The organism is Kibdelosporangium phytohabitans (assembly GCF_001302585.1).
Classification (GTDB): domain Bacteria; phylum Actinomycetota; class Actinomycetes; order Mycobacteriales; family Pseudonocardiaceae; genus Kibdelosporangium; species Kibdelosporangium phytohabitans.
In genome coordinates, this window is record NZ_CP012752.1 from 4,980,453 (window position 1) to 4,993,038 (window position 12,586).

A 12,586-nucleotide genomic window follows, 5' to 3' on the forward strand; every position below is an offset into this window, starting at 1 on the left:
GGACATGGTTCACGACTTGCTGCGTCCCGTGCTCGGCCGCATCAGACTGGCTTGTGTGCTCAGCGCCCTCGGCGCGCTGGCCGGGCTGGCGCCGTTCGCGGGGCTCGTCGAGCTGGCGGACGCACTGCTGGCGACACCGATCGACCGAGGCCGCGCGGCCACGGTCGTGGTGCTGATCGTGCTCGGCCTGCTGCTGCGCGCCGGATTCATGAGCGCCGCACTGACGATCACGCACATCGCCGACGTCCACCTCCAGGCTGTCCTGCGCCGCCGGATGATCACCAACCTCGGCCGTGTCCCGCTCGGGTGGTTCAGCCGCAACTCGTCGGGACGCCTCCGCAAGACCGCGATGAGCGACGTCGACGCCCTGCACCAACTGGTGGCGCACCACGCGGTCGAGACCACCGCCGCGATCGTCACACCGCTGGGCGCGTTGGCGTACCTCGTGATCCTGGACTGGCGCCTGGCCGTGCTCGCGGTGGCGACGATCCCGCTATACGTGGCCGCCTACGCGTGGATGGAACGCGGCTCCAATGACGTCCTGCGCAAGCTCGACGACAGCAACGCACGGCTGAGCAGCGCCGTGGTCGAGTTCATCTCGGGCATCGCGGTCGTCAAAACCTTCGGCAGGGCAGGCAAAGCACACGCCGCCTACCGGCAGGCCGCAAGCGAGTACACGGACTTCTTCGCCGCGTGGGTGCAGCCGATGAGCCGGATCGAGGCGCTGGCGGGGCTGCTGGTGTCCGCGCCCGTGGTCGGGTTGGTCACCGCCGCGGGCGGGGTGTGGTTCGTGGGGGCGGGGTGGGTGAGCCCTGGCGAAGCGCTGGCAGGCGTGTTGCTGGCGTGCGTGATCCCGGTCGCGATCGAACCGCTCGGCTTCGGCGCGTTGACCAGGCGCTCCGCTGGGGCCGCCGCGGCCCGGATCCGGGAACTGCTTGACGAACCGCCGCTCACGGCCCCCGCGGTGCCGCGGAGTCCGGACGGCCACCGCGTCGACTACGACGACGTCCGGTTCGCTTACGAAGGCGGGCAGGACGTCCTGCACGGGGTGAGCTTCACGTGCGAGCCGGGAACGGTCACAGCGCTGGTGGGGCCGTCCGGGTCCGGGAAATCGACGCTGGCGACGCTGCTGCCCCGGTTCCACGATGTCACCGGTGGTTCGATCCGCATCGGCGGCGTGGACGTCCGGCACGTCGACCCGGCCTCGCTGTACCGCCATGTCGGGTTCGTGCTCCAGGACGTCCAGCTGGTGCGTGGCTCCATCCGGGACAACGTCGCGCTCGGACGTCCGGACGCGACAGACACCGAGATCCAGGACGCGTGCCGCGCCGCGCAGATCCACACCCGGATCACGGCCCTGCCGGGCGGTTATGACGCCGTTGCCGGGCAGGACGTCCAGCTCTCCGGCGGTGAGGCGCAGCGGATCAGCATCGCACGGGCGCTGCTGGCCGACACGCCCATCCTTGTCCTCGACGAGGCCACGGCGTTCGCCGATGCCGAGTCGGAGGCCGCGATCCAGGACGCCCTGTCACGCCTGGCCATTGGCCGCACAGTGCTGGTGATCGCGCACCGCCTCACGACGATCACGGACGCCGACCGCATCGTCGTACTCGACCACGGCCGGGTCACCGAGACCGGCACACACACCGAACTGCTTGCCGCGCAGGGGCACTACGCGCGCATGTGGTCGAGCATGACGACGGGGAGCTACGCGTGACGCTGCAGCACCAAGCACACGAATCCGAAGGCGTCCCGGTAAGTGCGGAGCCATTCCGCACGATGCTCGGCGGCGACAGCAAGCGCCTGGGCACTGTCCGGGTGGCCGGGGTGGTCAAGGGCCCACGAGGACAGCGTCCCCGTCCACTCCCACTCGTAGTCGTCAAGCTCCCGGCGGGTGCTGACATGTCCGTACACCGGGACCCACCCGTCGGCGGCGACACGGTCGATCGTGGCGGGCAGGTCGGTGAAATCACCGAGCATCTCCACCGCCTCCGGCGACGGCTCGCGCTCCCAGAAGCCGTCGCCGACCAGGACCCGCCCGCCGGGCGCCAGGTGCTTGCCGGCAGCCGCGAGAGTGGCGAGCAGGCCACCGAACGCGTGGGTGGCACCCACGCTGAGGACCAGGTCGAAGGGCTGTGCGGACATGAAAGCCGAAGCGTCTTCCTGGTGGAGGTCGAGACGGTCGGCCACGCCGAGCGTTCGTGCGGCGTCCTGGGCGTGGGCCAGCGCGCGTTCGGACAGGTCGACACCCACAGCCCGGGCACCGGGAGACGCGGCCAGCGCACGCAGCAGCCACTCACCGCCGCCGCACCCGAGGTCGAGAACGCGCTCGTCCCCACCTCGAAGCCCGCGGTCCAGCAGCCGCCGCACCGCGTCGTCGTCCAACGGGGACGCGATCGGGTGGTTGGCATGGGCGAGCCTGGAGATCAGTTCACGGTCCACCCGGCGACCCTGGCACGGCCGAATCCGGCGAGCAATCGCTTTACCAGCATGGAGGTTCCAGCGTGATCACCGATCTGCGGCTGTTGCTCGGGCCAGGCCGGGCGCACATCCTGACCGGGTACGTGGCCTGGACTGTCCTCTTCGGTGTGCTCAGCGGCCTCGCGTCGGCGTTGCTCGTGCCGGTGGTCGCGGACCTCGCTTCCGGACAGCGGGCAGACCTGCTGCCGCTCGCGGTCGTGACGGTGGTGGCCGCGGTGGTGCGGTACGTACAGACCACGCGTGGCTCCGCGGCGGCGTTGGAGACGATGTCATCGATGCACCAGCGTCTCGGCGACCACGTGGTGAGCCTGCCGCTCGGGTGGTTCGACTCCGACCGCACGGGGCGGCTGACCCGTGTGGCCACCGACGGGACGGTGATGATCACGGGGATCTTCGCCCACCTGTTGTCACCTCTGGTCATCAGCGTCGCCGCGCCCGTCACCGCGGCCGTCGCGTTGTTCTGGTACGACTGGCGCATCGGGCTCGTCGCCGCGTTGTCCATGCCGGTCCTGGCGCTCGCTTTCCGCTTCGCCGCACAGACTTTGGCTCGTGGGGAGGCACGCAACCACGCCGCTGACGTCGAAGCGGGCGCCAGGGTCATCGAGTTCGCCCGCAGCCAGCGCGTGCTGCGTGCGTTCGGCCGCGCAGTGCACGGCTACCAGCCGTTGGAGCAGGCCATTGAGCAGCAACGGCGAATCCGCCGCCGCACCCTGGGCCAGGGCGTTGTGGGACTGAGCGTCGGCGGGCTCACAGTCCAGCTCGCCGTCACCGTGCTCATGCTGGTCCTGGTGTGGCTCACGCTTGCGGGAAGCATCGCACCGGCGGCCGCGGTCGCGCTGATCGCGCTGGTGTTCCGGTTCGCCGGGCCGCTCGCGGACGTCAGCGAGTACGCGGGCGCGATCCGCATCGCCGGTGGCGACCTGCGCCGTCTCACCGATGTGCTCAGGCAACCGGCCATGCCGCAACCGCGGGCGTCCGCCCCGCTCGACCAGCCGGGCCGGATCGAACTCGACAACGTCACCTTCGGCTACCGGCCGGACACGCCGGTCCTGCGCTCGGTCTCGCTCACGGTGCCGCCCGGCTCGGTGACAGCGCTGGTCGGGCCGTCCGGTTCCGGCAAGACGACGGTCATCCGCCTGATCAGCCGGTTCTGGGACACGCGGCAAGGTGCCGTGCGCGTCGGCGGCGCCGACGTGCGGGACCTGCGAACCGAGGACCTGACCAGCCAGCTCGCCGTGGTCTCCCAGGACGTCTACCTGTTCGACGACACCATGGCAGCCAACATCCGACTCGGCAGACCGGACGCCACCGACGCGGACCTCGCCGAAGCCGCCCGGCTCGCGGGCGTGGACGAGATCGTCGCCCGCCTCCCGGACGGCTGGCACACCCGCGTCGGCGAGGGCGGAACCGCCTTGTCGGGCGGCGAACGGCAACGCGTGTCCATCGCCCGCGCTCTGCTCAAGCGGGCACCGATCGTGCTGCTCGACGAAGCCACGGCAGCGCTCGACCCGGAGAACGAACGCTACGTGCAACGCTCCATCCGCCAACTCGCTCAGCACAGCACCGTGTTGCTCATCGCGCACCGGTTGGGCAACGTGGTGGACGCCGATCAGATCGTCGTGCTCGACGACGGCCGAGTTGTCGAGACAGGCACGCACCAGTCGCTCGTCGCGGCCGACGGTCCTTACGCGAAACTGTGGCGAGCAATGGCAAATGGCCGCGGTTGGCGTCTGAACGCGCCACAATGAACTGTGTCAGTTCTTGCCCATGAGATCGTGCAGTCGGCTCTTGGCCGGGATCCCGGCCCGATGGTCGCCGTGCGCAGCAAATCCCACCAGGTCCACGTCGGAACGGACGTCGTGGTGAAGGTCATCGACGCGGCGGGGCACTCCCGGCTGAGCCGGGAGATCGCCCTCGTGTCCCACCTTCCTGCTGGTATGACGGCGCCGCTGCTGGCCGAGGCGCTCGACCACGGCGGTTTCGACGGTGTAGCCCCGGTGTTCGCTGAGATCGACCGCGCGTCCTGGCATGGTGTCGTGCCCAACGGGGTGATCAAAGGGCTGAAGGCGATCGCGCGCGGCGCACCGTCGTTCGCGCGGGCCGACGTCCCGGTGCACGCGGACTGCCATTGGGGAAACTGGACGGCCCGCCAGGGCACCGTGACGGCCTTGCTGGACTTCGAATGGCCACGCTTCGGCGAGCCGATGCACGACTGGTTCTTCCTCGCCCGCTTCAGCGGCGAGCACATGCAGGCCGCTGTCGACGTCATCACGGGTGCGACGGGTATCGAGCCGGATTGCCTGCGCGCGGCGCGCGAGGTCCGTGCGGCGTCCCATCTCGTGTTCGATCTCGGCGCCGAAATCACACGGGGCGGCGACCCGGCAGAGCTCGTCGCCGCTCTCCACGAACTCGTCGTCGACCGCGTCTGGTGGAAGAAATGACCTTCGACCACGTGGAGTGGCTCAGATCCACGAACGAGCTCGCAGCCCGGTCGACGCACGGCTTCCAGGAGAGGTTCGGGTATCCGCCGGGCGACAACACGGCCGTGCAGGCAGGAGAGCCGGTCTCCGAGCAGGTGGCCGGCATGCTTCCCCGCCCGCTCGTCGAGTTCTACCGGCACGTGTCCGGGGTGACGCTGGGGGACCTGCACGTCGGATACTTCATCCAGACCGCTCAGGACACCGTACGAGGGCTCAGCGGCACACTGCCGGTCAGACTCGACGGGCCGGCCGCGATCGACATCGTGACTTTCGGCTCCGATGGTGGCGGCACGCTTTTCGCCCTCGGGATGCCTGACGGCGAGCCCGTCTACCGGTTGCCGGCCAGTGGTGTCGACGAGCGCGGCGTGTACGACAACTCGGACTCCCGTGCGCGAGTCATCGCGGCGACGTTGCCGGAGTTCCTCACGAACCTGCACGCTTTGCTCCTGGAAGCCGCGCGCGCCAATCCTCACCGCTCGTGAAGCCGTGTCCGCCGGGCGCGCCACCGACCACGCCGAGATCCACGCCCAGCAGGACGAGAACACCCTCACCGTCGACGTTCGCGGCCCCGGCAGGGGACTCGACACCGGCCGGATCCCGAACACCGCTACGGCGTGACCCGATCCCTGGTGGAGCGGATGACCAGGGCGGGCGGCAGCGCGGTGATCACCAGCAGCCCCGGGGCGGGAACCACCGTCCGGATGACCTGCCCGCGGCGACACGCACGGCCCGACGGCGATGAGGCGAAGGTGATCGGGACGTCCTCCCAGCGAGTCCGCGCTGGGGAGTCGTGGTGATGACCGCGGCGATCCTGGTGGCCCTCGACTTGCCGAGGCTGCTGTCCGGCCAGGACGCGTACCGCGAGGTCTGGCCGCAGTACGTGACCTGGTTCGGTCTTCGCGCGGTGACAGCTGTGGTGGCGGGCGCGAACTGGCGTGACAAACCGCTGGGCAGGTGGCGGTGGCCGTTGGTGGCGGTGGCGTTCGCCGCCGTGCTCGTCGCGCGGTACCTGATGACGTTCAGAGTGGCCGTCGTGATCGGGCAGGCCGGGCTGACGGTCGCGGGAGCCGTGAACGCGACCTGGGCCGTGCTCACCTACCAGCTGGCAATCGCCATGATCGCGGCGATCCTGCGCGGCCTCGCGGTCACGTCCGCGAAAGTCGCCCGTGCCGGGGAACAGTTGCGCACGGCGGAAGCCGTCCCGGCAACTGCACGAGGACCGCACACGGCGGTACGCCGCATTGGCGGACACGACAGTGCCGTTGTTGCGCGGGCTGGCGTCGGGAGACCTGGATCCGGCCGAGAGTCGGTGCGGCGTGCCTGCGCGGTCGAAACGGCCAGGATGCGCCGGTTGTTCGCGGAAGCCAGCGCGGTGAGCGACCCGCTGCTGCACGAACTGCGCGCGTGCGTCGAGACGGCCGAACGACTTGACGTGCCGGTGTCCTTCGCTGAGCGTCGCACGCGACCCGCGCTGCCAACGCACATTCGCAGGCGGCTGACCGAACCGACCATCACCGCACTGGCATCCGCCCGCGGCAAGGCCTGGGTGGCGGTGACCGGCACCGACCAAGCGGTGACGGTCAGCGTGTTGGCCGAATGCGCGCCCTGCACGTCCACATCGGACATGGGCGGGGTGGCCATCCCGGCCATGCGCAACGGTGAACGCTGGTGGATCCAGGCGACCTGGCAGCTCGCGTGAATCCGGTGGCGCCGCCGACTACGATGATCACCGTGTCCTCGCGTGAATGGGAATCCTTGCTCGTCCGCCACCAGCACCAGTCAGGCGGGTGGGAACCTGTCACGAACGGGGAGTCCGGCGCGTTCGTCTTCCGCAGCGCCGACGGTTCGCGCTACGCCAAGTGCGTGCCGGCCGCCGACGAGGATGTCCTGACACAGGAACGGGATCGGGTCGCCTGGTTGGCCACCACCGGCGTCCCGGGTCCCTCGGTGCTCGACTGGATCACCGGCACGGCAGGCGCTTGCCTGGTGACCAGCGCGGTGCACGGCGTGTCCGCCGAAAGGGTGTCCGCAGAGGAGCTTCGCCAGGCGTGGCCGTCCATCACCGAGGCCACCCGGCGACTGCACGCGTTGCCCGCGCGGGACTGCCCGTTCTCCCGTGACCTGGAGAAGATGTTCACCCTGGCGCAGGACGTGGTCGAACGCGGCGCGGTCAACCCGGACTTCCTGCCCGAGGACCAGGTGGACACGCCACCGGGCGAACTGCTCGGGCGGCTCGCCGCCCAGCTGGACCTGCGCGTCGAACAGGAAGCCGGGGACACCGTGGTCTGCCACGGCGACCTCTGCCTGCCCAACATCGTCCTCGACCCGGCCACGCTGACGTTCGCGGGTTTCATCGACCTCGGCCGGCTGGGCAAAGCCGACCGTTACGCGGACATCTGCCTGCTGCTGGCCAACTCGCGGGAAACCTGGGACGGCGAGGACGCGTCGGTCGCAGCCGACGAGGCCTTCGCGCGGGACTACGGCATCACCCTCGACCACGCCCGCCAGGAGTTCTACCTGCACCTGGACCCGCTCACCTGGGGATAGGACCACCCTGCCGCCGCCGGGGCGCAACCGGCGACGGCAGAGCGGTGCCCGCTACCTCCGGGTGGAGGCGGTCTTGGCCAGTTCCTCCCAGATCACGGACGCCGGGTGCTTGTCGAGCGCCAGGCGGTTGCTGGTGACGGCGATCGTGAGCCCACGGGAACGGTCGGTCCCCGCCATCGAGCCGAACCCGCCGTACGCGCCCGCGTGGCCCTGCCAGGTACGGCCCGCCGCGGTCGTCGGCGAGGTACCCATGCCGTACGGTGCGTTGCCCGACTGCGGCGTCGGCTTGGTCATCATCTGCACGGTCTCGGGTCGCAGCAGAGTCCCGCGTGTGAACGCCGCGTCGAGCACCAGAGCCGCGCCTGTGGCGGTACCGGAGAACGCGCCGTCGGTGAACGGAAGCCCGTACAGATCGGTCGGGATGCCCGTCGCGCCGTACGCCGTGAAGAAGTCCTCCAGCGTCCCGTCTGCCAGGCGCGTGTAGCCGTGCGAGAACCGGCTCAAGGCCCGCTGGGTGCGCTCCATGGTGAGGATGTCGTCGGTGATCGGCACCTGCGGCGTGCCCGCCCGCCGGAGGAAGTTCCGGTAGGCCCGCACCAGCGCGGCGTCGCCGCCCGCGACCTTCGCCAGGACGTGTCCCAGGATGATGTACCCGGTGTTGGAGTACTCGAACTTCTTGCCGGGGTCGACCGGCTGGCGGATACCGGCGTTCAGCATCTCGAAGGTGTACGGCCGGTCGGGCTTGTACTGGTCGCCCGGCGGGAACAGCGGCGCAGTCGCCGGATCCCCGTACAGGTCCGGGTACCCGGCGGTGTGCGTGAGCAGCATCCGGACCGTGACCACGCGCGAACCGGCCACCTCGTCACCGACGTAGGCGGCGATCGGCTTGTCCAGGTCGAGCACCCCGTTCTCGACCTGGTGCAGCACGAACGTCGCCAGGATCAGCTTGCTGAGGCTGGCGTACGAGAACATCGTCTGATCGGTGACCCGCTTCGCCGGGTCGTTGATGGCCTTGCCCCGCTTGCCGGACCACACGACCCGGCCGTCGCGGACCGCCACGGCCTGCACACCGGCGTCCCCGAACTGCGACGCCGCCCGTTCCAGCGCCTCATCCATCCGTTTCCCGAGGTCGTTGCCGGGCGTCGCGGCCGCTGTGGTCGGCACGACGACCGCCATGCCGACGGTCAGCGCCAGAAAACCCCGCCACATTCTTCGTTTCATGGTTCCTCCCTGAGTTCCATTGTCCGCACATCTGTGGTGACCGACTCGAGGGCACCCCGGTCGACGACCGCACCGCTGCCCGGCCCCGCCGGGACCTCGATGCAGCCGTCGGCCAGTTCGAACGGCTGGGTGATGTCGTTGGTGTAGTAACGGCTGGTCGCCGAGATGTCGGCGGGCAGCGTGAAGCCGGGCAACGCGGCGAGGGCGAGGTTGGCCGCCCTGCCGACCCCTGTTTCGAGGACACCGCCGCAGAACACCGGCACGCCCTGCGCCCGGCACAGGTCGTGGATCGCTCTCGCTTCCAGGTAACCGCCGACCCTGGCGGGCTTGATGTTGACGACGTCGGCGGCGCCCAGCGCGAGGGCGGTGGCCGTGCTCGCCAGGCCGGTGATCGACTCGTCGAGGCAGACCGGGGTCGTGATCCGCCCGGCCAGCCGGGCGTGGGCGACCAGATCGCCGGCGGCGAAAGGTTGTTCCAGCAACAGAAGGCCGAACTCGTCCAGCGCGCGCAGCACGTGCGTGTCGCCGGTGCCGTACGCCTGGTTCGCGTCGACCTGCAGCAGCAGGTCGTCCCCGAACGCGCGGCGCACCGCCGCCACCGGCTCGAGGTCCCAGCCGGGACGGATCTTCAGCTTGACGCGGCGATAGCCGTCGTCGAGGTAGCCCGCGACCCATTCCAGCAACTCGGGCACGCCGGTCGCGATGCCGACCGAGACGCCCACGGGGATCGGCTTGCGCACGCCACCGAGGTAGTCCACGAGCGGCATGCCGCGGGCACGGAGTTCCGCGTCCAGGATGGCGGTCTCCACGGCTGCCTTCGCCAGCACGTTTCCCGGCACCTGCCGCATGGTTTCGTGCGCGTACGCGGCCGTGATCGGCTCACCGGTGGCCAGCAGTGGCAGCAGCACGTGCTCGATGACGTGTTTGGTCCCTTCGAGGTACTCGCCGAAGAAGATCGGCGCCGGGTCGGCGGCGCATTCGCTCCACCCTTCCCCGTCCGGGCCGATCCACCGCAGCAGCACCAGTTCCCGTGCCGTCTCCACGGCTCTGGACGTCCGAAAAGGACGGACCAGTGGCATGCGCGCGGTATGCAGCTCGACGCGTGCGCCGGTCATCCGCGAACCAGCGTGTAGCAGCCCTCAGCGGTGACACCGGCCGGGCGGTACCCGGCAGCCCAGCTGCTGTCCAGTGCCGCGCGCGCGGCCAGTCGCCACCGCATCGCCTTGGCCGGATCGGACCGGCGCATCGCCTCGATGTCCGGCGGGATCCACGCCAGCACGACCGGACCGGCCGGGTCGCCGGTGACCACCGGGTCGCCCGCGTCGTCGTGGTCGAGGATGCGCGGTCCCGGCTCGCCGTTCGAGGACAGCGGACCGGGAGCGGCCAGGTGCCAGGTCGCGACGAGCCGGTCGGTGTGGTCGTCCCGGTTGACCAGATCACGCATGGGCGGGTAGAAGTCCTTCCGGTAGCCGGTGACGCGGGCGCCGAGCCGGTTGAGGTTGAAGTGCGCGTTGCGCCGCACCAACGGGTCGAACGTCCAGACGATCGTGGTCGCGCCGCGTTCGAGCGCCCACACACGTTGGGTCTGCTTGAGCGCCATTCCGATGCCGCGCCCGGCGTGCTCACCCGTGACAGCCGCGATCAGCGAGTACAGGCTGTCGGAACCAGGCGCTCCCGCGATACCCGCCGTCAGCCCGACACCGACGTCACCGATGAACGCACCGAGAACGCAGCCACCGCAGTGCAACCAGCTCGTCAGCAGATCAGCCGGGATCGGCGGTGCGTCCCGGGGCGCGCCCCACACGTCGGCGAGCATCTCCTCAGCCGCGACGCACTCGGCGACACCCCGCAGTTCCCGTACGGTCACCCCGGATCGGCGAGTGGCCTTCTCGGCCGCGGCGGCCGCGTCCCGCCACGTCAGCTCTGCCGTCATACCAGCCCGCCGTAGATCAGCCGTGTGCCGTCGACCTGGACGGTTGCCCGCCGTTGGCCTGGTCTGGCCAGCGGATCGCGCTCGTCGACCGTCAACGTGAACGCGCGCTCGGAACCGTCGGCAAGCCGCCCGATCCCGCTCACGCTGAACCACCCGCCGGTGGTCTGCAGCCTGCCCAGCCGCTCCGACCGCAGCACACCCATCGGACCGACGACCACGACTGTGCCCGAGGCGACCCGGTCACCGGCGCGCTGGCTGAGCGCGGCCAGCAGAATCGCGCCGCCGCCGTCCGCTGGCCGCACGACTCCCGCCGCACCGACGGCGAGATCCTTGCCGGCGTTCTGCGGGCGCGTGGGCATGCTCGCGGCTCGCCGCAACGCCTGCCCGGCACTGGCACGGGTCGGTTCGCCGTTGGCGAGCGCGAGCTTGCCGTTGACGAACACCCAGCGCACCCCGGCGGAGTACTGCTTCGGATTATCGAACGTGGCCCGGTCGGCGATGGTCTTCGGGTCGAACACGGTCACGTCCGCGGCCATGCCCTCGGCGAGATAGCCGCGGTCCACCATGCCGACCATGGTCGCGGGCAGGCCGGTCATCTTGCGGATCGCTTCCTCCCAGGTCAGCAGGCCACGCTCGCGGACGTACCGGCCGAGCACACGCGGATAGCTGCCGTAGTGCCGCGGATGCGTCTGCGCCGACTCGGTCACGCCACCGTCGGACGAGAACGCGACGAACGGGTCGGTGATGAAGCGGGCGAGATCGTCCTCGGACCCGATGTGCATGACGGCGAGCACGTTCCCGTTGTGCGCGGCGAGGATCCGCATGACCGCCTCACCGATCGTCACGTTCCCGTACTCCGCCATGAACTGGGCGATCGTCTTGTTGCCCAGCTCCGGCGTGGAGACCTTGTCCGGCGTGCCGACGTCGTCGATCACGAACGCGGTGACCTCCGCGTCGATGCGTGGCCGCAGCGCCGGGTCCGCGAAGCGCGCGAGCATCGCCGCGGTGCCACCGTCCTGCGCCCACGCCGGGACGTAGAAGGCGAGCCCGGTCGCCGCGGCCGTGTACGGGTAGACGTCACCGCCCGCGTGCGTGCCGGACGCCCGCGCTTCGCCGAGCAGCCGCAGCATGGTCGCCGACTTGCCCCAGTTGCGCGGCCCGGCGACCTTCATGTGCGTGATCTCGGGCATCAGCCCGGCGGCCTCGCCGATCGCGATGTCCTCTTTGGTCGACTCGACCACGAGGTTCGTCTCGTCGCGCATGTGGTCGGTGAAGAACGCGCGCCACGGGCGTGCGCCGCGTACCACGTCGATGACCTCGTTCGTACGCGCGTAGGACGCGGGCGTGTAGCCCAGCCCACCGGACACGCCCCAAGCGCCCTGGCGCATGCCGTTCTCGATACGCGCGCGCATCTGCGCGGACTGGGCCGCGGTCGGCCGGGTGTCGAGTTCGCCCATCGTGGCTTCCCACACGGAGTTGAACCCGACGTACGGCGCGACGTTGATGCCCTTCTCGTCCTTGTCCAGTCGCCGGAGCTCCTTGTCGATCTCGAACGGGCCGCTGCCGTCCGGGCCGAGTGTCTCGGTGGTGACGCCTTGGGTGAGCGCGCTCTTCGCGCCCGCCAGCGGCGGACCGGTCTCGGTGTGCGCGTGGACGTCGATGAATCCCGGTGTGACGTACTGACCGGCGGCGTCGTACCGGCTGCGCGCGCCGGCCCGGCGGAGGTCACCGACGCGGTGGATGCGCCCGTCCTTGATGCCGACGTCGGCGAACCGGCCGGGTGCCCCGCTGCCGTCGAACACCTTGCCGCCGTGGATGATCACGTCGAGTTCCGGCTTCGGTGACGCGTACGCCGCGGCGGGCGACGACAACACGAGCGTCGCGGCCAGGGCAGCCGCCATCACCTTCATGGTGCGCATTCCTT

13 protein-coding genes are annotated in these 12,586 nt (G+C 70.3%); 8 read left to right on the forward strand and 5 right to left on the reverse strand.

Annotation, left to right across the window (positions count from 1 at the left end):
• Positions 1–4 precede the first annotated feature (4 nt).
• Complete coding sequence (locus AOZ06_RS22690) at positions 5–1,717, forward strand: ABC transporter ATP-binding protein (protein ID WP_054296835.1); 1,713 nt, start codon at positions 5–7, stop codon at positions 1,715–1,717.
• On the opposite strand, the gene AOZ06_RS22695 is transcribed toward AOZ06_RS22690, so the two are convergent.
• Complete coding sequence (locus AOZ06_RS22695; protein WP_054291247.1) at positions 1,708–2,442, reverse strand: SAM-dependent methyltransferase; 735 nt, start codon at positions 2,440–2,442, stop codon at positions 1,708–1,710. The genes AOZ06_RS22690 and AOZ06_RS22695 overlap by 10 nt on opposite strands.
• 62 nt (positions 2,443–2,504) lie before the next feature.
• On the opposite strand from AOZ06_RS22695, the gene AOZ06_RS22700 reads away from it, so the two are divergent.
• From AOZ06_RS22700 to AOZ06_RS22725, 7 genes are read left to right on the forward strand one after another with little or no spacing between them, the layout of a single operon-like run.
• Positions 2,505–4,229, forward strand: a complete 1,725-nt coding sequence (locus tag AOZ06_RS22700; RefSeq protein WP_054291248.1) for an ABC transporter ATP-binding protein — start codon at positions 2,505–2,507, stop codon at positions 4,227–4,229.
• 60 nt (positions 4,230–4,289) lie between these two features.
• The gene (locus AOZ06_RS22705; protein ID WP_054291249.1) at positions 4,290–4,922 is read left to right on the forward strand and encodes a phosphotransferase; all 633 of its coding nucleotides are present in this window, start codon (positions 4,290–4,292) and stop codon (positions 4,920–4,922) included.
• On the forward strand, positions 4,919–5,443 hold the full coding sequence (locus tag AOZ06_RS22710; RefSeq protein WP_054291250.1) for an SMI1/KNR4 family protein: 525 nt from the start codon (positions 4,919–4,921) through the stop codon (positions 5,441–5,443). Before AOZ06_RS22705 ends, AOZ06_RS22710 begins: the two co-directional genes overlap by 4 nt.
• A 4-nt stretch (positions 5,444–5,447) precedes the next feature.
• Complete coding sequence (locus AOZ06_RS61295; RefSeq protein WP_257721479.1) at positions 5,448–5,579, forward strand: hypothetical protein; 132 nt, start codon at positions 5,448–5,450, stop codon at positions 5,577–5,579.
• On the forward strand, positions 5,576–5,758 hold the full coding sequence (locus tag AOZ06_RS22715; protein WP_054291251.1) for an ATP-binding protein: 183 nt from the start codon (positions 5,576–5,578) through the stop codon (positions 5,756–5,758). The genes AOZ06_RS61295 and AOZ06_RS22715 overlap by 4 nt, the downstream gene beginning before the upstream one ends.
• A complete protein-coding gene (locus AOZ06_RS22720) occupies positions 5,758–6,660 on the forward strand; it encodes a hypothetical protein (protein WP_157233169.1) in 903 nt (300 codons plus the stop codon). Before AOZ06_RS22715 ends, AOZ06_RS22720 begins: the two co-directional genes overlap by 1 nt.
• A gap of 32 nt (positions 6,661–6,692) precedes the next feature.
• The gene (locus AOZ06_RS22725) at positions 6,693–7,508 is read left to right on the forward strand and encodes an APH(3'') family aminoglycoside O-phosphotransferase (RefSeq protein WP_236952343.1); all 816 of its coding nucleotides are present in this window, start codon (positions 6,693–6,695) and stop codon (positions 7,506–7,508) included.
• Between the two features lie 51 nt (positions 7,509–7,559).
• Here AOZ06_RS22725 and AOZ06_RS22730 read toward each other — a convergent pair whose 3' ends face one another.
• From AOZ06_RS22730 to AOZ06_RS22745, 4 genes are read right to left on the reverse strand one after another with little or no spacing between them, the layout of a single operon-like run.
• Positions 7,560–8,729, reverse strand: a complete 1,170-nt coding sequence (locus AOZ06_RS22730; RefSeq protein ID WP_083471854.1) for a serine hydrolase domain-containing protein — start codon at positions 8,727–8,729, stop codon at positions 7,560–7,562.
• On the reverse strand, positions 8,726–9,844 hold the full coding sequence (menC, locus tag AOZ06_RS22735) for an o-succinylbenzoate synthase (protein ID WP_054291254.1): 1,119 nt from the start codon (positions 9,842–9,844) through the stop codon (positions 8,726–8,728). Before menC ends, AOZ06_RS22730 begins: the two co-directional genes overlap by 4 nt.
• Positions 9,841–10,662 (reverse strand): hypothetical protein, encoded by an 822-nt coding sequence (locus tag AOZ06_RS22740; RefSeq protein WP_054291255.1) that lies wholly within the window; start codon positions 10,660–10,662, stop codon positions 9,841–9,843. The genes menC and AOZ06_RS22740 overlap by 4 nt, the downstream gene beginning before the upstream one ends.
• Positions 10,659–12,581, reverse strand: a complete 1,923-nt coding sequence (locus tag AOZ06_RS22745) for an N-acyl-D-amino-acid deacylase family protein (protein ID WP_054291256.1) — start codon at positions 12,579–12,581, stop codon at positions 10,659–10,661. Before AOZ06_RS22745 ends, AOZ06_RS22740 begins: the two co-directional genes overlap by 4 nt.
• Positions 12,582–12,586 lie beyond the last annotated feature (5 nt).

Coding starts and splice junctions, on each gene's coding strand:
- AOZ06_RS22690 (WP_054296835.1), top strand. CDS start 5: ATGGTTCACGACTTGCTGCGTCCCGTGCTCGGCCGCATCAGACTGGCT.
- AOZ06_RS22705 (WP_054291249.1), top strand. CDS start 4,290: ATGGTCGCCGTGCGCAGCAAATCCCACCAGGTCCACGTCGGAACGGAC.
- AOZ06_RS22710 (WP_054291250.1), top strand. CDS start 4,919: ATGACCTTCGACCACGTGGAGTGGCTCAGATCCACGAACGAGCTCGCA.
- AOZ06_RS22720 (WP_157233169.1), top strand. CDS start 5,758: ATGACCGCGGCGATCCTGGTGGCCCTCGACTTGCCGAGGCTGCTGTCC.
- AOZ06_RS22730 (WP_083471854.1), bottom strand. CDS start 8,729: ATGAAACGAAGAATGTGGCGGGGTTTTCTGGCGCTGACCGTCGGCATG.
- menC (WP_054291254.1), bottom strand. CDS start 9,844: ATGACCGGCGCACGCGTCGAGCTGCATACCGCGCGCATGCCACTGGTC.
- AOZ06_RS22740 (WP_054291255.1), bottom strand. CDS start 10,662: ATGACGGCAGAGCTGACGTGGCGGGACGCGGCCGCCGCGGCCGAGAAG.
- AOZ06_RS22745 (WP_054291256.1), bottom strand. CDS start 12,581: ATGCGCACCATGAAGGTGATGGCGGCTGCCCTGGCCGCGACGCTCGTG.